Origin of the sequence: Mesorhizobium sp. M1334 (assembly GCF_040317995.1) — a bacterium.
Lineage (GTDB): Bacteria > Pseudomonadota > Alphaproteobacteria > Rhizobiales > Rhizobiaceae > Mesorhizobium.
Genome location: NZ_JAMYLM010000005.1, coordinates 318799 through 341374, shown reverse-complemented (window position 1 = coordinate 341374; position 22576 = coordinate 318799). Strand labels below are relative to the sequence as shown.

Annotated in this window: 22 protein-coding genes; 12 read left to right on the top strand and 10 right to left on the bottom strand. The window is 62.3% G+C overall.

The genetic code is table 11. The features are described 5' to 3' along the window. The first annotated feature begins 109 nt into the window (after positions 1-109). The 4 genes from NKH17_RS13350 (at position 110) to aspS (ending at position 5168) form a co-directional block, all read left to right on the top strand. Complete coding sequence (locus NKH17_RS13350; protein ID WP_352896542.1) at positions 110-1378, top strand: ABC transporter substrate-binding protein; 1269 nt, start codon at positions 110-112, stop codon at positions 1376-1378. Positions 1379-1446: 68 nt separating this feature from the next. Next, positions 1447-2319 (top strand): carbohydrate ABC transporter permease, encoded by an 873-nt coding sequence (locus tag NKH17_RS13345; protein ID WP_254817726.1) that lies wholly within the window; start codon positions 1447-1449, stop codon positions 2317-2319. Positions 2320-2338: 19 nt separating this feature from the next. Beyond that, on the top strand, positions 2339-3163 hold the full coding sequence (locus NKH17_RS13340) for a carbohydrate ABC transporter permease (protein ID WP_352477134.1): 825 nt from the start codon (positions 2339-2341) through the stop codon (positions 3161-3163). Positions 3164-3377: 214 nt separating this feature from the next. Beyond that, on the top strand, positions 3378-5168 hold the full coding sequence (gene aspS / locus NKH17_RS13335) for an aspartate--tRNA ligase (RefSeq protein ID WP_352751683.1): 1791 nt from the start codon (positions 3378-3380) through the stop codon (positions 5166-5168). A gap of 76 nt (positions 5169-5244) precedes the next feature. Here the strand turns inward: aspS and NKH17_RS13330 are convergent, their stop codons facing one another. Then, on the bottom strand, positions 5245-6438 hold the full coding sequence (locus tag NKH17_RS13330) for an aq_1923 C-terminal domain (RefSeq protein WP_352477136.1): 1194 nt from the start codon (positions 6436-6438) through the stop codon (positions 5245-5247). A gap of 369 nt (positions 6439-6807) precedes the next feature. Here NKH17_RS13330 and parC point away from each other — a divergent pair, with 369 nt between their 5' ends. Together parC and NKH17_RS13320 are read left to right on the top strand one after the other, a co-directional pair. Further along, positions 6808-9060 carry a DNA topoisomerase IV subunit A gene (gene parC / locus NKH17_RS13325; RefSeq protein WP_352477137.1) on the top strand — a complete coding sequence of 751 codons (2253 nt, stop codon included), beginning with the start codon at positions 6808-6810 and terminating at the stop codon, positions 9058-9060. A 251-nt stretch (positions 9061-9311) separates the two neighbouring features. Beyond that, positions 9312-10532: an AI-2E family transporter gene (locus NKH17_RS13320; RefSeq protein WP_254817528.1), complete on the top strand. Its 1221-nt coding sequence runs from the start codon at positions 9312-9314 to the stop codon at positions 10530-10532. Here NKH17_RS13320 and NKH17_RS13315 read toward each other — a convergent pair. From NKH17_RS13315 to NKH17_RS13305, 3 genes are all read right to left on the bottom strand, one after another. Further along, complete coding sequence (locus NKH17_RS13315; RefSeq protein ID WP_352806119.1) at positions 10520-11416, bottom strand: DMT family transporter; 897 nt, start codon at positions 11414-11416, stop codon at positions 10520-10522. The two genes, NKH17_RS13320 and NKH17_RS13315, sit on opposite strands and share 13 nt — an antisense overlap. Before the next feature lie 121 nt (positions 11417-11537). Continuing rightward, positions 11538-12302: an arginyltransferase gene (locus NKH17_RS13310; RefSeq protein WP_023717252.1), complete on the bottom strand. Its 765-nt coding sequence runs from the start codon at positions 12300-12302 to the stop codon at positions 11538-11540. A gap of 125 nt (positions 12303-12427) precedes the next feature. Further along, positions 12428-12898: an RDD family protein gene (locus NKH17_RS13305; RefSeq protein ID WP_254817529.1), complete on the bottom strand. Its 471-nt coding sequence runs from the start codon at positions 12896-12898 to the stop codon at positions 12428-12430. 211 nt (positions 12899-13109) lie between these two features. Here NKH17_RS13305 and sthA point away from each other — a divergent pair, with 211 nt between their 5' ends. After that, entirely contained in the window at positions 13110-14498 is a 1389-nt protein-coding gene (sthA, locus tag NKH17_RS13300) for a Si-specific NAD(P)(+) transhydrogenase (protein ID WP_352477139.1), read from the top strand. Between the two features lie 9 nt (positions 14499-14507). Here sthA and NKH17_RS13295 read toward each other — a convergent pair whose 3' ends face one another. Then, the gene (locus NKH17_RS13295) at positions 14508-15182 is read right to left on the bottom strand and encodes an alpha/beta hydrolase (protein WP_352477140.1); all 675 of its coding nucleotides are present in this window, start codon (positions 15180-15182) and stop codon (positions 14508-14510) included. Positions 15183-15399: 217 nt separating this feature from the next. On the opposite strand from NKH17_RS13295, the gene NKH17_RS13290 reads away from it, so the two are divergent. Further along, complete coding sequence (locus tag NKH17_RS13290; RefSeq protein WP_352477141.1) at positions 15400-16575, top strand: OpgC family protein; 1176 nt, start codon at positions 15400-15402, stop codon at positions 16573-16575. A 23-nt stretch (positions 16576-16598) separates the two neighbouring features. Here the strand turns inward: NKH17_RS13290 and NKH17_RS13285 are convergent, their stop codons facing one another. Next, positions 16599-17681, bottom strand: a complete 1083-nt coding sequence (locus NKH17_RS13285) for a LacI family DNA-binding transcriptional regulator (protein WP_352477142.1) — start codon at positions 17679-17681, stop codon at positions 16599-16601. 163 nt (positions 17682-17844) lie between these two features. Here NKH17_RS13285 and NKH17_RS13280 point away from each other — a divergent pair, with 163 nt between their 5' ends. Together NKH17_RS13280 and NKH17_RS13275 are read left to right on the top strand one after the other, a co-directional pair. Continuing rightward, on the top strand, positions 17845-17988 hold the full coding sequence (locus tag NKH17_RS13280; protein ID WP_352477143.1) for a hypothetical protein: 144 nt from the start codon (positions 17845-17847) through the stop codon (positions 17986-17988). 62 nt (positions 17989-18050) lie between these two features. Beyond that, positions 18051-18194: a hypothetical protein gene (locus NKH17_RS13275; protein WP_352477145.1), complete on the top strand. Its 144-nt coding sequence runs from the start codon at positions 18051-18053 to the stop codon at positions 18192-18194. 69 nt (positions 18195-18263) lie between these two features. Here the strand turns inward: NKH17_RS13275 and NKH17_RS13270 are convergent, their stop codons facing one another. After that, positions 18264-18635: a DUF423 domain-containing protein gene (locus NKH17_RS13270; RefSeq protein ID WP_352477146.1), complete on the bottom strand. Its 372-nt coding sequence runs from the start codon at positions 18633-18635 to the stop codon at positions 18264-18266. A gap of 53 nt (positions 18636-18688) precedes the next feature. Next, a complete protein-coding gene (locus NKH17_RS13265; RefSeq protein ID WP_352477147.1) occupies positions 18689-19948 on the bottom strand; it encodes a multidrug efflux MFS transporter in 1260 nt (419 codons plus the stop codon). Between the two features lie 181 nt (positions 19949-20129). On the opposite strand from NKH17_RS13265, the gene NKH17_RS13260 reads away from it, so the two are divergent. After that, positions 20130-20792: a GntR family transcriptional regulator gene (locus NKH17_RS13260; protein WP_352477149.1), complete on the top strand. Its 663-nt coding sequence runs from the start codon at positions 20130-20132 to the stop codon at positions 20790-20792. Positions 20793-20888: 96 nt separating this feature from the next. Then, complete coding sequence (locus tag NKH17_RS13255; protein WP_023674477.1) at positions 20889-21146, top strand: DUF982 domain-containing protein; 258 nt, start codon at positions 20889-20891, stop codon at positions 21144-21146. A 51-nt stretch (positions 21147-21197) separates the two neighbouring features. On the opposite strand, the gene NKH17_RS13250 is transcribed toward NKH17_RS13255, so the two are convergent. Next, positions 21198-21356: a hypothetical protein gene (locus NKH17_RS13250; RefSeq protein ID WP_352477150.1), complete on the bottom strand. Its 159-nt coding sequence runs from the start codon at positions 21354-21356 to the stop codon at positions 21198-21200. A gap of 110 nt (positions 21357-21466) precedes the next feature. Beyond that, on the bottom strand, positions 21467-22510 hold the full coding sequence (locus tag NKH17_RS13245) for an aldo/keto reductase (protein WP_352971094.1): 1044 nt from the start codon (positions 22508-22510) through the stop codon (positions 21467-21469). Between the last annotated feature and the right edge of the window lie 66 nt (positions 22511-22576).

Here is a 22576-nt window from a genome sequence, read left to right as displayed (position 1 = left end):
CTGGTGGGCGAATAAGCGTCTTGTGAGTTGCCGGTGTGCGGAGGCGGTGTCGGGCATCGACGTCCGTTTTTGTTGCCCGGCCTGAAGCTCCAAAGAGAGGTCCGCCGTCATGAAATTTCATCCCGCATTTGCGGCATTTGCCATGGCCGCAGTTCTGGCGGCCGGGCCGGCGCGGGCTGTCGACCTCGTCATGGTATCCGGCGATACCGGCAACGGCCAGAGAATCCTTCGCGAGATCCTCGATCAATACGAGAAGAAGACCGGCAATAAGGTTAGCGTCGTTCCGCTGCCTCCCTCGGCGACGGACCAGTTTGGCCAATACCGGCTCTGGCTTGCCGCCGGAAGCAGCGACGTCGACGTCTATCAAACGGACATCATCTGGGCCCCCCAGCTTGCAAGGCAGTTCATCGACCTGACCGAAGCGACCAAGGATGTCGTTGGCGCCCATTTCCCATCGATCATCAAATCGCAGACCGTGGACCGCAAGCTGGTCGCCTTGCCGATATTCACCGACGCTCCGGCGCTCTACTACCGCAAGGATCTCCTCGACAAATACGGCGCCAGGGTCCCGGCCAGCTGGGCCGAGCTTGCCGACACCGCCAAGCTTGTCATGGACAAGGAGCGCGACGCCGGCAGCAAGGACATGTGGGGCTTCGTTTTCCAGGGCAACGCCTATGAGGGGCTGACCTGCGATGCACTCGAATGGGTGAAGTCGAACGGCGGCGGCCAGATTATCGAGCCGGATGGCACGATCTCCATCAACAATCCGCAAGCAGTTGCGGCGCTGGAAATGGCGAGGAGCTGGGTGGGAACCATCTCGCCGCCCGGCGTTCTGGCCTATCAGGAAGAAGAGTCGCGCGGAGTCTGGCAGACAGGCAACGCCGTCTTCATGCGCAACTGGCCCTATGCCTACGCGCTTGGCAACAGCGAAAGCTCCCCCATCAAAGGCAAGTTCGAGGTGACAACGCTGCCGCCGGGGTCGGGCGAGGGCGCCCGCCCGGCAGCAACGCTTGGCGGCTGGAATCTCGCGGTTTCCAAATATTCGAAGAACCCGGATGCAGCGATCGGGCTGGTCAAATGGATCGCCTCGCCTCAGATGCAGAAGTACCGCGCCTTGAAGGGGGCATATCTGCCGACCATCCAGGCACTCTATGACGATGCCGACATCGCCAGCGCCCAGCCGGTGATTCCGCGCTGGAAGGAAGTCGTCCTCAACGCGGTGCCGCGTCCCTCGGCCCAAGCCAAGAGCAGGTACAATGAGGCATCGAGCGAGTTCTGGACCGCCGTCCACAACACCATTTCCGGCGAGGGCACGGCCGCCGACAACCTTGCCGATCTGGAGTTCTCCTTGACCAGGCTCAAAGGCACCGCCTGGTGACCCCGCCGCGCTCAGGCTCGCTGCTGGCGCGTCAGCGTGCGCGCTCGGCATGGCTGCTGCTTGCCCCGATGCTCATCGTGCTCGCCGCCGTTGCCGGCTGGCCGTTGATGCGCACGATCTATTTCGGCTTCACCGATGCCTCGCTCGCCGACCTCGAAGCCCGCCGCTGGGTTGGCTTCGCCAACTATTTCTCCGTCGTGCAAATGCCGAGCGGCCGCGTCATCTACGACGGGCTGCTCGCCGATCCGGTCTGGTGGCGCGCTGTCTGGAACACCGTGCGCTTCGCGGTGATTTCGGTGACCTGCGAGACGGTGCTCGGCATGATCGTCGCGCTGGTGCTCAACGCCAGGTTTCGCGGCCGCGGCATCGTGCGCGCCGCGATTCTAATCCCTTGGGCCATCCCGACGATCGTCTCGGCGAAAATGTGGCAGTGGATGCTCAACGACCAGTTCGGCATCATCAACGACGTCCTGCTCAAGCTCGGCCTGATCAGCACAAAAATCGCCTGGACCGCAAGCGCCGACACGGCGATGGTCGCCGTCCTCGTTGTCGATATCTGGAAAGCGACCCCGTTCATGGCGCTTCTCATTCTCGCCGGCCTCCAGATGCTTCCACAAGAAATCTACGAGGTCGCCAAGCTCGACGGCGTCGGCGCGTGGAGAGTTTTCTGGAAGATCACCTTGCCGCTCATCCGACCGGCGTTGATGGTGGCCATGATCTTTCGCGGTCTCGATGCCCTGCGCATCTTCGATCTGATCTACGTGCTTACGCCAAACAACATACACACCAAGTCGATGTCGGTGTTTGCCCGCGAGAGCCTGTTTGAGTTCGACAAATTCGCTTCCGGTTCCGCCGCCTCGACGTTGCTCTTCCTTATCCTCGCCCTACTGACCATGCTCGTCCTTTGGCTCGGCCGGATAAGACTGGACAAGGACTATTGATCATGGGGGAGCACTGACCATGTGGATCGTCAAGCGCACGGCTTTCTACCTCCTCGTCGCCGTTATCATCGTCGTCGCGGTGTTCCCGTTTTACTACGCCATCATCACCAGCCTGAAATCGGGGACGGCGCTCTTCCAGGTCGACTATTGGCCGACGACGATTACCTTCAGCAACTACCGGACCGTATTCACCGAGGGGACCTTCTTGCGCAATCTCGTGAACTCGCTGTTCATCTCGAGCGCGGTTGTCTTCATTTCGCTGTTCCTCGGCGTCACCGCCGCCTATGCACTGGCGCGCATCCGCTTCAGAGGCCGTTCGGCACTGCTCCTCATCATCCTGTCCGTCTCGATGTTTCCGCAATTGGCGGTGCTTGCCGGGCTTTTCGAGCTAATCCGCATCTTCGGCCTCTACAATTCGCCGTTCGCGCTGATCTTGTCCTACATGATCTTCACCTTGCCGTTCACCGTCTGGGTGCTCACCGCCTTCGTTCGCGACCTGCCGATCGAACTGGAGGAAGCGGCGATCCTCGATGGCGCCACGCCCTGGATCATCATCAGCCGCGTCTTCCTGCCGCTGATGTGGCCGGCGCTGGCGACCACCGGGCTTCTCGCCTTCATCGGTGCTTGGAACGAGTTCCTGTTCGCCCTGACGTTTACCTCCAGCAACGAGCAGCGAACCGTGCCGGTGGCGATAGCGCTGCTCTCCGGCAGCTCGCAGTTCGAGATCCCGTGGGGCAACATCATGGCCGCATCGGTGATCGTCACCGTGCCGCTTGTCGTCCTCGTTCTCATCTTCCAGCGCAAGATCGTCTCCGGCCTCACGGCGGGCGGGGTGAAGGGATGAGTGCATAGTTGAACTGCCGGCACAGAGCAGCGAACTCAGATTGACGCCTCTGGCATAAATTGATGCCGGTGGGATAGGCGCGGGAAGAACGCGAACTCGACCCAGCCGCCGCTTGCCTTGACAAATGCACCCTCTCATGTGCTTTTCGCGCAAATTTTCAGGCTGGGCCATCATGCCTTGGCCGCAACCCAACATCCGGACCTTAAGAATGACAATGCATCGTTACCGCAGCCATACCTGTGCCCAATTGAGGAAGGCCGACGTCGGCTCGACCGTTCGCCTGTCGGGTTGGGTACATCGCGTGCGCGACCATGGCGGCCTGCTGTTCATCGATTTGCGCGACCATTACGGTCTGACCCAGATCGTCGCCGATCCGGATTCGCCTGCCTTCAAGATCGCCGAGACCTTGCGTGGCGAATGGGTCGTCCGCGTCGACGGCGAGGTCAAGGCGCGCCTCGCCGACACCGTGAACCCCAATTTGCCGACCGGCGAGATCGAGATTTTCGCGCGCGAGATCGAAGTGCTGTCGGCGGCCAGGGAATTGCCGCTGCCGGTGTTCGGCGAGCCGGACTATCCGGAGGACATCCGCCTCAAATACCGCTTCCTCGACCTGCGCCGCGACACGCTGCACAAGAACATCGTGGCGCGGACGAAAATCATCGCCGAGATGCGCAAGCTGATGGGCGAGGTCGGCTTCACCGAATTCTCGACGCCAATCCTGACCGCCTCATCGCCGGAAGGCGCGCGCGACTTCCTTGTGCCGTCGCGTATCCACCCCGGCACTTTCTATGCGCTGCCGCAGGCACCGCAGCAGTACAAACAGCTGATCATGGTGTCCGGCTTCGACCGCTACTTCCAGATTGCGCCGTGCTTCCGTGACGAGGACCCGCGCGCCGACCGTCTGCCGGGTGAATTCTACCAGCTCGACGTGGAGATGAGCTTCGTCGAGCAGGAGGATGTGTTTACCACCATGGAGCCGGTGATGCGGGGGGTGTTCGAGACCTTTGCCGCCGGCAAGCCGGTGACGGAGAAGTTTCCGCGCATCGCCTATGATGTCGCCATGCGCAAATACGGCACCGACAAGCCGGACCTGCGCAACCCGATCGAGATGCAGGCCGTCTCGGATCATTTTCGCGAATCCGGCTTCAAGGTATTCGCCAACATCCTTGCCAACGATCCGAAGGCCGAGGTCTGGGCCATTCCGGCCAAGACCGGCGGGTCTCGCGCCTTTTGCGACCGCATGAACTCATGGGCGCAGGGCGAGGGCCAGCCCGGCCTCGGCTACATCTTCTGGCGCAAGGAGGGCGAGAAGCTCGAAGGGGCCGGGCCGCTGGCCAAGAACATCGGCGAGGAGCGCACCGAGGCGATCCGCCTGCAACTCGGCCTTGCCGATGGCGATGCCGCCTTCTTCGTCGCCGGCGATCCGAAGAAGTTCGTCTCCTTCGCGGGTGCGGCGCGCAGCCGCGCCGGCGAGGAGCTCAATCTTGTCGACCGTGATCGCTTCGAACTGTGCTGGATCGTCGACTTCCCGTTCTTCGAATGGAACGAGGAGGAGAAGAAGATCGACTTCGCGCACAATCCGTTCTCGATGCCGCAAGGTGGCATCGATGCGCTTAACGGCGAGGATCTGCTCGGAATCAAGGCGTTCCAGTACGACATGGTCTGCAATGGTTTCGAGATCGCCTCAGGCGGCATCCGCAACCATCTGCCCGAAACCATGGTCAAGGCGTTCGAGACGGTCGGGCTGGACCGCGAGACGGTCGAGGAGCGCTTCGGTGGCCTCTACCGCGCCTTCCAGTATGGCGCGCCGCCGCATGGCGGCATGGCGGCCGGCATCGACCGCGTCGTCATGCTTCTCGTCGGCGCCAGGAACCTGCGTGAAGTGACCATGTTCCCGATGAACCAGCAGGCCTACGACCTGTTGATGAACGCGCCGTCGGAGGCCAGCCCGCAGCAGCTTCGCGAATTGTCGCTGCGCGTCGTGGCGACGAAGAAAGAGGTTTAGGAAACGCTCCGAACCGATGCTGTTGATTCATAAAAAAGCCCGGCATCGCTGCCGGGCTTTTTGCTTTGGATCTCGGTCAGTCTTCGTTTGCCGTAACCGTCACGCCGAGCGTTTTCGGCAGGTCGAGCGGGTTGGACATGGCGCCCGCCATGATCAGCGCGAACGGCACCGCCGCCGGCGGCTCGGCCGAGACCTCGATGCTTTGCGGATCGTCGAGGAATTTGTTGACCGCGGCCGAAACCTGCGCCGTCAGTTCCGGATTGTTGAGCTGCGCCATGCCGAAGGGCACGATCGCCTTGGCCTGGTTGGCAATGTCCTTGCCGGACATGCCTTGCTGCTTGCCGGCATAATCGAGCACCTTTTTGGTCAGCGAATCATCATCGAAGCGGATCGAGGCGCTGTTGAACGAAAGCTGCTGCAGCAGCCCGAGCATGGCCATGCCTTGCGCCGAATTGTCGGCGCCTTCGGGCTGCGCCGCCATCTTCTTCTGCATCTCCTGCAGTGATTTGATGACGTCCAGCGTGTAGCCGCCGAGATCGAAGGTCATGCCGAGCGTGCCGGCATTGTCGACCGATATTTCGTATTTCGACAAGTCCATCCTGCCGTCGGTAGGCTGCCAGGTGCCTTCCATCTCAAGATTGCCCGATATGTTCTGGTAGCCGAGCGCGTTGATGACTTCCTTGGACTTCGGATCTTCGACCAGTGTCAGGTCGGCAGTGAATTTTTCCGTGGTGCCGGAAAACGCCAAGGCCTTGCCGTCGGCCGGCGGCGTGATTGCGATGGCAAGCCCGTCCATCGAGAAAGCGGTCTTGTCGGCCACCTTGACGGTCATGTTGTCGAGCTCGGCCGATTTGTAAATCATCAGCGAGCCCAGCGGGCCGCTTGCGCCTTCGGCCGGAACCGTCATGTCGTGGATGACGAAGGGGCTGAGATTGAGCGTGACGCCATCCTCGCTATGTTCGAACGGCGACGTCGACACGGTCGCGATTTGATAGCCACCATTGGCTTCGGTCACCCCTTCGAGCTTGACGTCGCCGATCTTGAGCGCCTCCTTTTCGGCCGCCGGTTTGACCGCCACGCCTTGCAGAACCATGCTGGAGGTGTCGCCGGTTACTCCGGTCCAGGAGAGGTCGACACCCTGGGCGGCGAGGGCAGCCTTCAGCCGGTCGGCGACCGCGGTATCCTGCGCGAATGCCGCATTCAGCGGCAGCGTCAGCAAAAAGGTCGAAAAAGCCAGTCTTTTAATAAGTGTCGAGTGCCTGATCGTCATCGAGAGCTCCCCTGAGAGTGTCCTGAAATTCTTTTCAAATCGTCGCGTCGTCACCATTCGGCGACGAACTGGACCGGAAAAAGGCGGGCCTCGGCACAATGATCGAAAATCGCGGCTAAAGGCAAACCCGATCCATCAGGCTTGCGATAGAAGCAGGATGTAACGGGTTGATGTTGGCCGGCGTCGCGACGCTCCCAATTCCCGTTGCATAATGGATGTCGCGCAAAGTGTGCAGCGGTATTGCGATGACGACATGCATCAAAACAAGGACCTAAAGCGTCGCATGAGGCCGGTCGAACGCGACGTGGTTTAGGAGGAGGCATACCGGTGCCTCTTGCCGCGAATCACCCGCTCGGCTAGTGCCACCCCATGGGAAAAAGGCTTTTGCCGCCCGAGAGTGGCGGCGGCGACAATATCGAGCCGGTCGATCTGAAGAAGGCGCTGGAAGAGCGCTATCTCGCCTACGCGCTGTCGACCATCATGCACCGGGCGCTGCCGGACGTGCGCGACGGATTGAAGCCGGTGCATCGTCGCATCATGCATGCCATGCGCTTGTTGCGGCTCAACCCCGACCAGGGTTTTGCCAAATGCGCCCGCATCGTCGGCGAGGTGATGGGCAAATTCCATCCGCATGGCGACCAGTCGATCTACGACGCGTTGGTGCGGTTGGCGCAGGATTTTTCGATGCGCTACCCGCTGGTCGACGGGCAGGGTAATTTTGGCAATATCGACGGCGATAACGCCGCCGCCATGCGCTACACCGAAGCGCGCATGACCGAAGTGTCGACGCTGCTTTTGGAAGGCATCACCGAGGACGCGGTCGATTTCCGCCCGACCTACAACGAGGAAGACGAGGAGCCGGCGGTGCTGCCCGGCGCCTTCCCGAACCTGCTCGCCAACGGCTCGTCCGGCATTGCCGTTGGCATGGCGACCTCGATCCCGCCACACAATGCGGCCGAGCTTTGCGACGCCGCGCTTCACCTGATCGATCATCCGGATGCGCCCGTCACCAAGCTGATGGACTTCGTCCAGGGGCCGGATTTCCCGACCGGCGGCATCATCGTCGACAGCCGAGCCTCGATCCTCGAAGCCTACGAAACGGGTCGCGGCGGCTTTCGCGTCAGGGCGAAATGGAGCCAGGAGGATCAGGGCAGGGGCACCTGGAACATTGTCGTCACCGAAATCCCCTATGGCGTCCAGAAGGCTAGGCTGATCGAGAAGATCGCCGAGCTCTTGATGGCACGCAAGCTGCCGCCGCTCGAGGATATCCGCGACGAGAGCGCCGAGGACATCCGCGTCGTGCTGGTACCGAAGAGCCGCTCGGTCGATCCCGGCATCATGATGGAATCGCTGTTCAAGCTGACCGAGTTCGAAAGCCGCTTTCCGCTCAATATGAACGTGTTGTCGCGCGGCAAGGTGCCGAACGTGCTGTCGCTGAAAGGTGTGCTCAAGGAATGGCTGGAGCACCGCCGCGACGTCTTGATCCGCCGCTCCAAGCACCGCCTCGGCGAGATCGAGCGGCGGCTGGAGATCCTCGCCGGCTATTTGATTGCCTACCTCAACATCGACGAGGTGATCAGGATCATCCGCGAGGAGGACGAGCCCAAGCAGGTGATGATGGCTCGCTGGTCACTCACCGACACCCAGGCTGAAGCCATCCTCAACATGCGGCTGAGGGCGCTGCGCAAGCTCGAGGAATTCGAAATCCGCGAGGAATTCAATGGCCTGACCGGCGAGAAGAAGCAGATCGAGGCACTGCTTGCGTCCGACGCCAAGCAGTGGGCGACGATCAAGTGGGAAGTCGCCAATGTTCGCCAGAAATACGGGCCCGAGACCGACATCGGCAAGCGCCGCACCGAGTTCGCCGACGCACCCGAGCATGACCTGACCGATATCGCCCACGCCATGATCGAGCGCGAGCCGGTCACTGTGGTCGTTTCGGAAAAGGGCTGGCTGAGGGCCATGAAAGGTCATCTGACCGACCATTCGGCCCTGACCTTCAAGGAAGGCGACAGCCTCAAGCTCGCCTTCCACGCCCAGACCACCGACAAGGTGCTGGTCTTCACCACCGGCGGCAAGTTCTACACGATCGGCGCCGACCGGCTGCCCGGCGGGCGCGGCCATGGTGAGCCGATCCGCATCATCGTCGACATGGACAACGACCAGGATATCGTCACCGCCTTCGTCCATGATCCCAAGCGCAAGCTGCTGCTGGTGTCGCATGACGGCAACGGTTTCATCGTGCCGGAAGAAGAAGTCGTCGCCAACACCCGCAAGGGCAAGCAGGTGATGAACGTCAAGGCGCCAGACGAAGCCCAGCGCTGCGTGAGCGTCGCGGGCGACCATCTCGCCATTGTCGGCGAGAACCGCAAGATGCTGGTGTTCCCGCTGGCCGAGATCCCGGAGATGGGGCGCGGCAAGGGCGTGCGCCTGCAGAAATACAAGGATGGCGGCGTCCTCGACCTCAAGACCTTCACGCTCGCAAGCGGCCTGTCCTGGCAGGATTCGGCAGACCGCACCTTCATCAAATCGCGTGACGAGCTTGCCGAATGGGTCGGCGCCCGCGCCTCGGCCGGCCGCATGGTGCCGAAGGGGTTCCCGCGCACGGGGAAATTTGGGTAGGCGCGCTTCTTCCTTCTCCCCTTGTGGGAGAAGATGGCCTCGCGAAGCGAGGTCGGATGAGGGGTGTTCCAGAAAACACCGACGCCTCACTTCGCTGGAACACCCCTCAACCGTCTCGGCGCTGCGCGCCAATCCACCTTCTCCCACAGGGGGAGAAGGAAGAGGCGCCACCCAAACATTTGGAATGTCGTCACGATTGCTGCACTATATCAGTGCATAAGCGACGCTATGGGCCAGGGAGAATTGGGCGCTTGAAGGAAGTCAGGATCCAGAAGCCGGAGCGGCAGCAGCGCCTGTTTGGCCTGTCGACGCCGCTCAGGGCCGCTGTCATTCCGCCGCTGTCGGCGGCGCGCTGGCTCCTGGTGCTGATCGTTGCCGCTGGCGTTTACTTCTTCCACGGCTTCCTGTTTCCGGTCCTTGCCGCCCTGGTGATCGCCTTCGCCAGCTGGCCGCTCTATCGACGGCTGCTCGCCGGCGTCGGCGGCAACCGCACCATCGCGGCGACGCTTGCGATCTTGTTCATCCTGACCTTCCTGGTGGTGCCGATCGCGCTTGCCGGCACCTACGCCATCAATGAGGTGCGCGAATGGGTCAACTGGTCGATCGAGACCAACCGCTACGGTGCGCCGACGCCGCACTGGATCGCCACCATGCCCGTGGTGGGCGAATGGCTCAATGAACAATGGACGGTCAACGTTGGCCACCCTGGCGGTATCGGCGAACTGATCCAGCTGATCAGCGGCGCCAATATCGGCAGCATCTACCGCGGCGTGCTTGCCGCGGGCGGCAGCGCCTTCGGCCTTTTGCTGACGCTGCTGTTCATGATGATCGCGCTGTTCTTCGCCTATCGCGACGGCGAGCATTTCGCCGGACAGGTCGATCGCCTCGGCGAACGCATCCTGCCGGCCAGATGGGAACGGATCTCACGCGTGGTGCCGGCGACGATCTCCTCGACGGTGACCGGCATGACTGTTATCGCCATCGGCGAAGGGCTGGTGCTGGGCATCGCTTACTGGTTGGCCGGCGTGCCGTCGCCGGTGACGCTCGGCGCGCTGACCGGCATCATGGCGCTGATCCCCGGCGGCGCGCCCCTGTCCTTCACGCTGGTCTCGATCTATCTCGCTGCCAGCGGCTCGCCGATGGCGGGGCTGGCGCTGTTCATCTGGGGCGCGGTCGAACTCTTCATCGTCGACAAGACATTGCGCCCGAAGCTGGTCGGCGGGCCGATAAAGCTGCCGTTCCTGCCAACCTTTTTCGGCCTGATCGGCGGCGTCAAGACGATGGGTTTTCTCGGCCTGTTCATAGGCCCGGTGCTGATGGCCCTGCTGGTCGCAATCTGGCGCGAATGGCTGCGCGAAGTGGAACTGACCGATGAACTCGCTGCCGCCGAACCGGCGGAGCACGATGACGCGCCGCCGCAGATCGAAATTGTCGCCGAGCGCGCCGCCGCGAAAAAGAATCAGGCCGGGTGACTGACGGCGAACGTGGCGCGGCGTTTGCGCCCCTCGTGCAACTGCCAGAGCGAATGGCCGATCAAAGTCATGATTAGGATCGCGCCGCCGATCAGGCTGTTGCGCGACGGCGCTTCGGCGAAGATCATCCACACCCAGACCGGTGCCAGCACGGTTTCAAGCAGGTAGAACATCGCCACCTCCGGCCCGGAGATGTATTTCGGGCCGTTGGCGAGGCAGAAGAACGAGATCGGCATGATGACGGCACCGTTGAAAACGATCCACCATGGCGCGTTGACGTGAAAACCCACCTTGGAAACCATCAGGGCGGCGACGGCCAGCGGCAGGACCACTCCGATCAGCGCCGTGAAACCCATATCCTTGCCGCTTGCGCGCGAGATAGTAATGGCCGCTGCGATCATGAAAGCCGAGCATAGCGCCATCAGGTCGCCGAAGAGATGTCCGGTTCCAACGGAATCGCCGACAATGATCGTCACGCCGACGATCATCAGTGCCAGCGCTGCAAGCGTCAGGGGCCGTGGCCTCTCCTTCAAGAACAGCCATGACAAAAGGGCCGCGAACATGGTTGTGAAGGCCAGGATGAAAACGAGGTTGGCGGTCGAGGTGTTGTAGACGCCGGTGATGAAGGCGATCGAGCCGAGCCCGTAGAGGGCGGCAACGATGAGCCCTGACCAGCCCGGGATAAGCTGCGGCGCCTTTGCGCTCAGCGAGCGCCAGACGGCCCAGATGATGAGCGTGGCGACCAAGGTCGTACCGGTGCGCAACAGCAGGATCGTCCATGCCTCGCCATCGGCGAGCCGGATCAGCGGAATGTCGACCGTCAGCGTCAGCCCGCCGATGGCGGTGATCAGAAGGCCTCTCTGGTGGTCGTTGTGGGAAGACATGCGGCAATTCTCGCGTAGGCTTGGAGGCGCAAAATTGACCCGGCCGGTTTTCCAGCCGATCGGCCGGAAGCCCAGCGGCATCCTCCTCGAAACAATTAAGAGTGAATACCGAAAGCGAAGATCAGCGCGAAACCGCTTCGTGATTGTAGCGTTCCCAACCTTTCGGGCCGAGATGCTCCTGCGGCTGGAAGCGCATCTTATAATTCATCTTGCGCGAGCCGTTGACCCAGTAACCCAGGTAGACATGGGGCAGGCCCATCGCCCTGGCGCGGGCGATGTGGTCGAGGATCATGAAGGTGCCGAGCGAGCGGTCCTCGAAGTCCGGGTTGAAGTAGGAATAGACCATCGACAGGCCATCGGCCATCTTGTCGGTGAGCGCTACGGCGATCAGCTCGCCCTGGCCCTTGCCGGTGATGAAGCTGTCGGGTCCGCGGCGACGGTATTCGATGACCTTGGTGTCGACATGGGTATCCTCGACCATCATGGCGTAGTCGAGCACGGTCATGTCGGACATGCCGCCACGGCGGTGGCGGGCGTCGAGATAGCTGCGGAACAGCGAATATTGCTCGGTGGAGGGCTCGGCGTCGTGCATGGCGCCGACCAGATCCGAATTATGCTGTATGACGCGTTTCATGTTTCGGCTGGCGGTGAATTCCTGCGCCAGGATGCGCACCGACACACAGGCGCGGCAGGTCTCGCAAGCCGGCCTGTAAGCGATGTTCTGCGACCGCCTGAATCCACCCTGCGTCAACAGATCGTTCATCTCCGGGGCCTTGTCGCCGACCAGGTGTGTGAACACCTTGCGCTCGAACTGGCCCTCGAGATAGGGACATGGCGAGGGCGCGGTCAGAAAGAACTGCGGCGACTGGGTCGGGTGCTGCGTCATCGAGCCTTGGAAACACTCCTGCGAATCGCTCTACCTTTGGCGCGGACGCCGAAAAATTCAACAGGATTGTGAAAGCCTGGTTGATTGGACGTCTTCACATTTGTGCGCAAAGGCTGCGCCCGCGCTCAGCGGCCGCTGCGGCTGACGACGGTGCCGAGCAGCAGGTCGTGCAGCGTGCGCTTGCGATCGGAAAACAGGCTCACCAGCAGGACTAGCGGCGAAAGGATGACATTGCCGGCCCAAAACAGCACCGAATGCACGACGGCGGTCAGCCCGTCGATGGGGCCGCCGTCGAGTCGGTCGAGCCGGATGCCCATTATCTTCATGCCGGTGGTGGCCTGGTCTTTACTGCCGAGCGTGTTCCAGATGTAGAGGATGGCGACGGCCGGCACGAGAATGGAAAACAGCATCCAGCCAAGGCCGAGCGTCAACAGCCCGAACAGGAACACCAGGATCGCGAATGGAATGGTGAGCAGCGCCACGATGAAATAATCGATGACGAAGGCGAGAATGCGCCGCGTGCGCACGCCCTCATAGGCGCTGATATCTTCGAGCCTGTTGGTGATGATTTCGCCGTCGAGAACGCGAGCGTTCATGTCATTTCCTCGTAATCGAACCCGGGTTAATGCACGGGGCCGCTTGTTGATGAAATGGTGAAGGTTCGCGGCGGAATCAAGATCGAGCCGTCCACCATGTAGATGGTGACGGAGCACTTGGCGCCGTCTGTGACTTGTTGAATTTGTGGCGCGGATAGCGTTAGCTTGCTGCGGCGCAACAAAAAGCGCCAAGCCGAGGGGACGGGGCGACATGGACTATGACATGCTGGTCATCGGCAGCGGCCCATCCGGGCGCCGCGCCGCGGTGCAGTCGGCCAAGCTCGGCAAGTCGGTGCTGGTGGTCGACAGAGGCCGGCGCCTCGGCGGCGTGTCGGTGCATACCGGCACCATCCCGTCGAAGACGTTGCGCGAGACGGTGCTCAACCTCTCAGGCTGGCGCGAGCGCGGCTTTTACGGTCGCGGCTACCGGGTCAAGCAGGACATTTCGGTCGGCGATCTGGTCGAGCGCCTGCATAAGACGCTCGACCATGAGGTCGAGGTACTGCAGCACCAGTTCATGCGCAACACGGTCAAGAGCGCACGTGCCGCGGCAAAATTCCTCGGCCCCAACAAAGTCAGCCTGACCACCGACACCGGCGACTACAGCGAGGTTGGCTTCGCCCATGCGCTGATCGCGGTCGGCACCCGGCCGCACCGGCCGCGCGACGTGCCGTTCGACAAGACACGGATCTTCGACAGCGACGAGATGCTGGAGCTCGACCGCCTGCCACGCACGCTGACGGTGATCGGCGCCGGCGTCATCGGCGTCGAATATGCAACGATCTTTTCGGCGCTCGACGTGCCGGTGACGCTGGTCGAGCCGCGCAATACCATGTTGGATTTCGTCGACCGCGAGATCGTCGACGACTTCATCCATCAGATGCGCGACCGCGGCATGACCATCCGATTGGGCAGTGCCGTCAAGGAGATCGCCTCGAAACCCGACTATGCTGAGGTGAAGCTGACCGACGGCCGCACCATACGTTCCGAGATGGTGCTTTATGCTGCAGGGCGTACCGGCAATGTCGGCAGCCTGGGCTTGGAAGCGGTCGGCATTGAGGCCGATCCCAGGGGCCGCATCAAGGTCGATCCGCAGACGTTCCAGACAAGCGCGCCCAACATCTATGCCGCCGGCGACGTCATTGGTTTTCCGAGCCTGGCCTCGACTTCGATGGAGCAGGGCAGGGTGGCCGCCTGCCATGCCTTCGGCGTGCCCTTGCCGCCGCCGCCCGAAACCTTTCCCTACGGCATCTACGCCGTGCCGGAAATCTCCACCGTCGGCCAATCCGAGGAGCAGGTGCGCGAGAGTGGTGCCGCCTACGAGGTCGGCGTGGCGCGGTTTCGCGAGACATCGCGCGGCCACATCATGGGCGTCAACACCGGCTTTCTGAAGCTTCTGTTCTCGATCGAAACACGCCGTCTGCTCGGCGCCCATATTGTCGGCGAGGGCGCGACCGAGCTCATCCACATTGGCCAGGCGGTGATCAATCTCGGCGGCACCGTCGACTTCTTCGTCAACAACACCTTCAATTATCCGACGCTGGCCGAAGCCTACAAGATCGCCGGGCTAGACGCCTGGAACCGCATGGGGCGAGGGTAGCTTCTCGGCTCATCGATCTGACGTTGCAACGGCGGCTGCAGGATCCGCCAGCCATTGCCTGACTATCGCGGCGTCCGGATTGCCGATTTCATGGCCGGAGGCGACGGTGTGGGCCTCGACTTTGGCGCCATGCCGGCTGAGCAGTCCGACCAGCGCGAGTGCGAAGGGCCGGTAAGTCAGGTCGTCGGCGCCGGATAAGATTACCACCCGTGCGTTGCTGAGATCCGCCGGCGGCACCTCGTCCAGAACCGGCATCGGGCGCAGCAAAGCCGCTTGGACGATGAGCCGCGGATGAAGCAGCATCACGCTTGAAACCAGGTTGGCGCCGTTGGAGTAGCCGATAAAGGAGGCTCGGACGAGATCGAGGTCGTGGCGTTTCGCGGCCTTGGGGATGAAGTCAGCGAAAGCGTCCGCCTCTTTGCGGATGCTGTCCTGCTCGAATCGTATCGGCGAAATCCGCCTGAACCACCGGAAACCGTCTTCCTGGGCGATGCGGCCACGCACCGCCACCAAGGTAGCGTGCGGCGAGACTTGGCGCCCCAGCGGCACCAGAGTCGTCTCGTCGACACCCGATCCATGCAGCAGAAAGAGGCACTCTCCGGTTGGTGCTGCGGGCCTGTAAACGCGGTAAAAAAATGGCAGGTCGCGCCGCAAAAAGTCATCTTCCGGAGGTTTTTCGGACATAGTTGCATCCTTTTGTTTTCACGATGTTTTCATTCATTTGCCGGCTTCAAAACGGAATATTTTCAAGCTCCGCGAAAGTTGATTGAACCGGGCGCATTTCAGTCCGTTTCTTTGCCGATATAATCCCCGCGGGAGGGATTCGAAGCAGTGTGCGCCGGGTGGTCGCCCAGGTGGTTGCATACCGCGCATGAACAACCAGCTTTAAGGCCTTTTATCGATGACCATGCCAGTTTCGCCGGAACGCGATACGCGTATTGACGTGTTCCGGGCACTCGCCCTCCTGACCATATTCATCGACCACGTGCCGGGCACAGTTTTCGAAACCCTGACCTACAAGAATTTCGGGTTTTCGGATGCGGCCGAGGCCTTCGTGCTGATCTCCGGCATGTCCGTCGCTCTTGCCTACGGCACCAAATTCCAGCCGGGAAACCGGCTGGTCGCAACGCTGAAGATGTGGCGCCGCGCCGGCGTGCTCTATGTCACCCACATCGTCACGACGATGGTGGTCATGGCCATCTTCTGCGCAGCGGCGGTGTTTGCGAAACGGCCGGACCTTCTGACGCTGATCAACATCGAGCCGCTCGTCAGGAACCCGCCGCAAGTCCTGGTCGGTATCGTCACGCTCGGCCATCAGCTCGGTTACAACAACATACTGCCGGTCTATGCGGTGCTGCTGTTGATGGCGCCGGCCTTCCTGCTGTTCATCAGCTACAGGCCACTGGCCGCGCTTGCCGTGTCCGCAGCCCTTTGGCTGGTTGCCGGAATCTACCAGATCGCGCCGCCGAACTACCCGGAGCCCGGGTTCTGGTTCCTCAATCCGCTGTCATGGCAATTGCTGTTCAATATCGGCATGGCCAGCGTGTTGCATGTGCGGCGCGGCGGCACCATCCCGGTCAATCGGTGGCTGGTCGGCGCGGCGGCCGCCTATGTGCTGACGGCGCTCGTCTGGGTGCATAGCCCGCTGTGGGGGCATGTGTCATGGCTCGACCTGCCGGTGGTGCTGACCGGTTTCGACAAGACGTTCCTGTCGTTGCCGCGGCTGCTGCACATCCTGGCGATGAGCTATCTGGTCGTCGCCTTGCCTTTCGTCTCGAACCTGTTCCGCACCGGCCGCGACAATCCGCTCGCCATATTGGGCAAACGCTCGCTGCCGGTTTTCATTGCCGGCACGGTGATTGCCATGGCGGCGCAGGTGATGAAGCTGATCAACCCGGGCGGCATTGCCTATGACAGTCTGCTGCTCGCCGCCGGCATCGCCATGCAGTTCGCGCTCGCCTTTTATCTGGAGTGGCTGTCCGCAATCGGCTGGTCCGGCAAGGGCAAGCCGGTCCGCAACGAGGCGTTGCCTGTTCGTCCATCCTTTGGCATCGGTCCCATGGCGGCAAATAGATAAGATTTGGTGCCGATCTGCCCCAGTCAGCCTGTACTTAGCGGCGGTCCGGACGATTCCCTGACAACAAGTTCGACGTCGAGCGTTTCTCGCCGCACCGTGCCGTCGAAGTCGAGGATTCTTCGCGCTGCCCGGCGGCCTATCTCGGCGATCGGCTGGGCGATGGTGGTGAGCGGAGGCTCGCAAGTTGCGGCTTCAGGCACGCCGTCGAAGCCGACGACGGAAACATCGCGGGGAACCGCGATGCCCCGTGCGTTGAGCCATTCCAATGCCACCATTGCGATCCGGTCCGACATCGCCAGGATGGCGGTCGGCGGTTCCGCCGAGGCGAAGATGGTTTCAAGGCCAGCCCTTGTGCTCGCCTTATCGTTTTCGGTCTCGTAGACCAGCACCTTGTCGGTGTCGACACCAAACCGAGAAAGCTCTTCGAAATAGCCGAGGAGGCGATCACGGGTTCCGGTATAGGACGCCGTCCGGACCTGCTCGGGCGAGACAAGACCGGTGCTGTCGTCGGCGAAGGCCAGCGACAACACGGCGAAGCGGCGATGTCCAAGTTCCGCCAGATGGCGCGCCGCGAGCCGGCCGCCGGCAACATTGTCGATACTGATCGCGGAGACCGTATCGTCCTGCGAGCCGAGCTCGAGCGCGACGAAGGGGAGCTTTCGTTCGCGCGTCAGCTCAACGAGACGCGGACCGCCCTCGATGCAGAACAGGATGAAGCCGTCCACGAGGGCGCTCTGGATATTCCAGGCAAGTTTTTCCTCGTTGCCAGCCGACACGAGGGCTATCCCCGCGCCGGTGGCGTCGCAGGCTTCCGAGATGCCGGCCATCATCACGCGGGCAAACGGGTCGTCGAAGAAGTAAGACAGCGGCTCGGTTGTGGCGACGCCGATCGCATTGACCTTGCCGGCGCGCAGCAGGCGGCCCTTGGGATCCGGGCCGGCGTAGCCCAGGGCGTCGGCCGCCGCCTTGACCCGCTCGCGGACTTCCTCGCGCACGATTTCGGGACGGCTGAAGACATTGGACGCAGTGCCGTGCGATACGCCCGCGGCTTTGGCGATGTCCGCCAGCCGGATGGGTCTCCTGCCGCCTTCGGTGAGTGATGCCATTGTTTGTCTCCACGACTCCTGTCCAACAGTATCGCCGATTACCTAACATCTTCCTTGGATCGATTCAAATTTTTGCTTGACATTTATGGTGTGACGCGTATTCTTGAATCGATCCAAGAGCGGTTTTTATCCGCAGATTGGATCGATACAAGAGGAGAGCGCCATGCACCCCGTCAATTATCTGTTCGAGGACATTTACCGGAACGACTGGAGCATCCGCTCGGGCGCAGATGCCCGTAAGGGGCGCGACAGGACCGGTCCGTGGATTCGCGACCTGCGTTTCCTCGTAGGACGCAAGCGGAGCTGATCGGCGGCCTATTTTTGTCCCCGCGGATTGGATCGATTCAAAAAGCTAGAGGAGATTAAGCCATGCATCCGATCAAGCATCTGTTCGAAGACATCTATCGCAATTATTGGGGCATCTCGCCGGCCACCGAACGGCTGGAGCGACGGCGTATAGTCAAGACGCCCAAGCGCGACGGCCAAGTCCGGCCCGAACGTCCGCAAGACTGAGCTGGCAAGACGGAGCCGTGGATCGAGCGCGGCTGGCGAAAAGAGCAGCGGCCGCCATTGGTTGCCGCATCAATGGCGGCGCGGGCGTACCAGCGCCGAGGCGGCCATCACGAGCCAGCCGCCGATGAGCAACGTGCCGCCGATCGGCGCCGACATCGGGAACAGCCGCGAGCCAAGGAAGTCGCGGGCCAAAAGATCTCCCGAGAAAAGCAGAAGCCCGACGAGAAGGATGAGGCTTCCGGTTCGCAGGATTCTATTGCCACCGAGCAGCCCGACGGTAAGGAAGACCGGCGCATGCATGAGCAGGAAGGATGCGGCCGTACCGACGAAAGCGCCGCCGAGATGTGCCGCCGCCGCCGAAAGAGCCACGCCGGTTCCGCCGCATAGGCCGCCGGCAAAAATCAGAATGCGACTGCCCGCCGTCTGTTCAGCCATGCTCATTTCCACGCCTCCGCGATTCCTGGCGACCGCCTGAGATAGTGCGGCGAACCGTGTCAGGATTTGCCGGCTTCCGCCAGCATGGCGCGTTCGCGGCGCGACTGGACCAGCCAGTTATAGGCCGCTCCGCCCGCCATCAGCACCGATGTGCCGAGAAACACCGAGCGCATACCGAAATGGCCGCCGACGAAGCCGCCGAGCAACGGTCCGGCGACCTGCCCGACATATTGCGCCGAGATCGACAAGCCCAGCACATTGCCGCCGACGCCATCCGGCACATTGTGGCGGATGACGCTGGTGATGCAGGGCACGAGACCGCCAAGCGCCAGGCCCATCAAGAAACGCAGGCCGACGAGTTGCCAGCCCTGCGTAACGAAGGCCTGCGGGATCAGGAGCAGCGCCGAGACGGCGAGTGCGGCAACGATTACGTTCCAATGGCCGATACGGTCGGCGAGCTTGCCGAGCCGCGACGCCGACACGATGGCGCCGAGCGCCGCCGCGGACATGACGATGCCGGAGATCAGCGTGACCTGGCTCTGATCTTCGATGAGCTGTTGGACATAGACGGTGATGATCGGCTCGATCGACATGGTGGCAAAACTCAACAGCATGCCGGTCGCCAGCATGGCGACGACGGGGCGCTTGTCGGGAATCTGCGACCAGCCGCCTCTCGCTTTTTCTTGTGACGCCGCCTTGACGGCAACCGGGCGAGGGGCCTCCTTGATCAGCAAGGTGGTTGCCAGAAACGCCAGGAAAATGACGCCGCCTGCGAGCAGGAAGGTGGCGCGGATTCCAATCAGCGGCGGCAGCGCGCCGCCGAGCAGCGGACCGACCAGAGCACCGGCGGTTATGCCGGCCGACAGCACGCCCAGCGCCCAGCCGGAGCGATCCTTCGGCGTCTGCATGGCAACCAGGATGGTCGAGCCCGAAGAATAGCCGCCGGCAAAGCCGATCAGCAGGCGCAGGAGCACCATTTGCCAGACGGTCTGCACCATGCCGGTCACCGACATGCACAGCGCCATGCCGAAACTGGCACGCACCAGCATCAGTTTGCGGCCGTAGCGGTCGCCTAGCCGCCCCCACAGCGGTGCGACCAGCGCGGCAGCAAGGAAGGTTGCGCCGTAGGCAATGCCCGACCACTGGGCGATCGCCGCGTGACCCTCTGCGCCCAACTGCTCGACGTAAAGCGGCAGGAAGGGCAACAGCAGCGTCATCGCTACAAGCGTGCTGAACGAGCCGGCAAAACACACGGCGAGATTGCGACGCCAGTGGACGTTGTGCGTGCCCTGCGTGGCGAGGGTGGCGTCTTGCGGCATGTCCTGTCCTGTCCGGCCGGCTTGGATGAAAACTTGTTGTGGATCCCATTTTGGTATACCAGATTGGTATCCGTCATGGACGCAAGGCTGGTCGCTGTCAATGCGGCCGCTGCAAAGTGATCGGCAACAAATGGCCGGTGAACAGAGAGCCAATGAAACGGCTCCGACAAACGGAACGCCAATGTCGCAGATGCAAAACGTCGAAAAGCAGCTTCGCGAGATGATCCTCGGGCTCGAGATCGGTCCGGGCGAGCGGCTGACGGAGCGCTGGGTCGAAAGCCGTTTCGGAGCCTCGCGCACGCCGGTCAGGGCGGCATTGCTGCGGCTCGAGACCGAAGGCCTGATCTGCCGCGACGGCCGCGGCTGGACGGTCTCGCCTATCAACCTCGCCGAACTCGAGCAGATCGCCGTCTATCGCGAGGCGGTCGAGGTCGCGGCACTCAGGCTGACTTGTGCCTTGCAGGATAGGAGTGCCGTCGAAATCATCGAGGCGATGCTCGATTCTTGCGACGACAAGACGCCGCGCGAGGAATGGCATCGCGTCGGCATGGATTTTCATATCGAGTTGGCGCGATTGTCCGGCAACGAGTTCCTGTTCAGAGCGGTTCGCGACTCGATGACACGCCTGTCGCGCGCCCGCTGGCTCGAGGTTCGCGACGAGGCAGCACTTGGCCGTGCCTGGGCCGAACACCATGCCATTCTGTCGGCGGTGCGGGCCGGCGATGCCGATAGCGCCGCCCGCCTGCTTTCAGCCCACATCAGTGGCAGCCGCGACCGGCTGGTGGCCTCGCTGCGCAACGACCGGCGCGGCCTGCGCGCCAGGGGATTTGCCGTCGTCGCTTGAGTGAGGATCGGCTGCCATTGATCACGAAAAGGGCAGATGAGCGAAGAATGCTACTTTCGGTCTCGCTTCGCAAATGCCGATGGCGTAAGAGCGGCGATGGAAAACAACCGATTTGACACACCCGTGACCGTCAAGGGTGCGGCGGGAAGCAATCAGCTCTTGCGTACGGCCCGCGAGGCTTCCGACTACCTCCTCAACAATTGGCCCGGCAAGCGCAGTCCCAAGCACCGCGAAGCGCTGCAGGCCTGTCATGATGCGCTGGCCGGCGACAAGCCGGCCATGAACGCAAGACGGGCCTTCATTGCCGCCGCTCGTGAAGTGAACGTCTTCGTCAGCGACAAGGCGCCCGCCTGAGGCATAGCGGGATTTGACCGAGGCCCGGACCGCCTGACAGGCCCGGCGTCATCACTTGGTCGTTTCGGTTTTGGTTTGGGACTCGCTCTCGCCCTCGGGCTTCGATCGCTCCTTGGCTGCGACCTTGGCAGCCTGCTTTTCCGCCTTCTTGGCAGCCTTCTGCCGGTCGCGTTCCTTGCGCTCCTGACCGTAGTTCGGTGCTCGTGCCATATCGTTTCCTTTCGTTGTGCTTGGCCTTTGCCTAGGAGCATTGGACCGCAAACACAACACCGCAAGCACGATCGGCTCCATATCTCGGCGCAGTCCTGAGAGCCCGGCTTTCAGGCGCCATCGCGGTCGAGGACGAGATCGGCCGGACCGAACCGGTCCTTTGCGGTGAACTGCTGGTGCCAGTAGGGGTAGAGCACGGGCGGCCTGCTGACCGCGTCGAGCCGTGTGCGCTCCTCATCGCCAAGCACCAGGCTTGCAGCGGCGATATTGTCTTTGAAATGCGCTTCGGTTCGTCCGCCGATCACCAACGAGCTGACGGCGGGCCGGCCGAGTAGCCAGGCAAGCGCCACTTGCGCCGCCGACACACCGTGGTTGTTGCCGATGTCGATCAGCGCGTCGACGATCCGCCACAGCCGGTCCTCGTCGCGGATCGGCGGTTCCGACCAGCCGCTGAGCTGGCGGGCGGTCGGCTGGTCACGGTGGTATTTGCCGGACAGCAACCCGCCGGCAAGCGGGCTCCAGACCAGCACGCCGAGCCCTTGGTCGACCGAGATCGGCAACAATTCATACTCGGCCTCGCGCGCTTCCAACGTGTAATGGATCTGCTGGGTGACGAAGCGCGGCTGGTGATGACGGTCACTGATCCCCAGCCCCTTCATCACTTGCCAGCCGGAATAATTGGAGCAGCCGACATAACGGACCTTGCCCTGCGTGACCAGAGTGTCGAGCGCGGCGATGGTTTCCTCAAGCGGTGTCAGGCCATCCCACTCGTGCAGGAAATAGATGTCGATGACATCGGTCCTGAGGCGCTTCAGGCTCCTCTCGCATTCGCGGATCAGATGGTAGCGCGACAAGCCTTCATCGTTGGGGCCTTTGCCGATCCGCATGCGCGCCTTGGAGGCGATCAGCACGTCGCCCTTGCGCTTGCCTCCGAGCGCCTCGCCGATGATCTCTTCCGACACGCCGTTCGAATAGACGTTGGCGGTGTCGATGACATTGACGCCGGCATCGATGCAAAGGTCGATTATCCGGCGCGCCTCGTCGAGGTCGGTCTTGCCGACCGCCGAAAACGCGCCGCCGCCGCCGAACGTCATGGTGCCCATGGTCAGCGTCGAAACCTTCAGCCCGGAACGGCCGAGAGTGCGGTATTCCATGTCGTATCCTCACGATTTATCGGGAAAGGGCGTTGCAAACGACAGCCCTCAATGAACCGGGCATTT

What these genes read in the sequence shown, in the direction of transcription:
- NKH17_RS13285 (WP_352477142.1), bottom strand. Translation starts at nt 17,681, where the DNA reads ATGGCATCACTCACCGAAGGCGGCAGGAGACCCATCCGGCTGGCGGAC.
- parC (WP_352477137.1), top strand. Translation starts at nt 6,808, where the DNA reads ATGGGAAAAAGGCTTTTGCCGCCCGAGAGTGGCGGCGGCGACAATATC.
- NKH17_RS13315 (WP_352806119.1), bottom strand. Translation starts at nt 11,416, where the DNA reads ATGTCTTCCCACAACGACCACCAGAGAGGCCTTCTGATCACCGCCATC.
- NKH17_RS13305 (WP_254817529.1), bottom strand. Translation starts at nt 12,898, where the DNA reads ATGAACGCTCGCGTTCTCGACGGCGAAATCATCACCAACAGGCTCGAA.
- NKH17_RS13310 (WP_023717252.1), bottom strand. Translation starts at nt 12,302, where the DNA reads ATGACGCAGCACCCGACCCAGTCGCCGCAGTTCTTTCTGACCGCGCCC.
- NKH17_RS13340 (WP_352477134.1), top strand. Translation starts at nt 2,339, where the DNA reads ATGTGGATCGTCAAGCGCACGGCTTTCTACCTCCTCGTCGCCGTTATC.
- NKH17_RS13280 (WP_352477143.1), top strand. Translation starts at nt 17,845, where the DNA reads ATGCACCCCGTCAATTATCTGTTCGAGGACATTTACCGGAACGACTGG.
- NKH17_RS13295 (WP_352477140.1), bottom strand. Translation starts at nt 15,182, where the DNA reads ATGTCCGAAAAACCTCCGGAAGATGACTTTTTGCGGCGCGACCTGCCA.
- sthA (WP_352477139.1), top strand. Translation starts at nt 13,110, where the DNA reads ATGGACTATGACATGCTGGTCATCGGCAGCGGCCCATCCGGGCGCCGC.
- aspS (WP_352751683.1), top strand. Translation starts at nt 3,378, where the DNA reads ATGCATCGTTACCGCAGCCATACCTGTGCCCAATTGAGGAAGGCCGAC.
- NKH17_RS13345 (WP_254817726.1), top strand. Translation starts at nt 1,447, where the DNA reads ATGCTCATCGTGCTCGCCGCCGTTGCCGGCTGGCCGTTGATGCGCACG.
- NKH17_RS13265 (WP_352477147.1), bottom strand. Translation starts at nt 19,948, where the DNA reads ATGCCGCAAGACGCCACCCTCGCCACGCAGGGCACGCACAACGTCCAC.
- NKH17_RS13290 (WP_352477141.1), top strand. Translation starts at nt 15,400, where the DNA reads ATGACCATGCCAGTTTCGCCGGAACGCGATACGCGTATTGACGTGTTC.
- NKH17_RS13255 (WP_023674477.1), top strand. Translation starts at nt 20,889, where the DNA reads ATGGAAAACAACCGATTTGACACACCCGTGACCGTCAAGGGTGCGGCG.
- NKH17_RS13250 (WP_352477150.1), bottom strand. Translation starts at nt 21,356, where the DNA reads ATGGCACGAGCACCGAACTACGGTCAGGAGCGCAAGGAACGCGACCGG.
- NKH17_RS13330 (WP_352477136.1), bottom strand. Translation starts at nt 6,438, where the DNA reads ATGACGATCAGGCACTCGACACTTATTAAAAGACTGGCTTTTTCGACC.
- NKH17_RS13270 (WP_352477146.1), bottom strand. Translation starts at nt 18,635, where the DNA reads ATGAGCATGGCTGAACAGACGGCGGGCAGTCGCATTCTGATTTTTGCC.
- NKH17_RS13245 (WP_352971094.1), bottom strand. Translation starts at nt 22,510, where the DNA reads ATGGAATACCGCACTCTCGGCCGTTCCGGGCTGAAGGTTTCGACGCTG.
- NKH17_RS13260 (WP_352477149.1), top strand. Translation starts at nt 20,130, where the DNA reads ATGTCGCAGATGCAAAACGTCGAAAAGCAGCTTCGCGAGATGATCCTC.
- NKH17_RS13350 (WP_352896542.1), top strand. Translation starts at nt 110, where the DNA reads ATGAAATTTCATCCCGCATTTGCGGCATTTGCCATGGCCGCAGTTCTG.
- NKH17_RS13275 (WP_352477145.1), top strand. Translation starts at nt 18,051, where the DNA reads ATGCATCCGATCAAGCATCTGTTCGAAGACATCTATCGCAATTATTGG.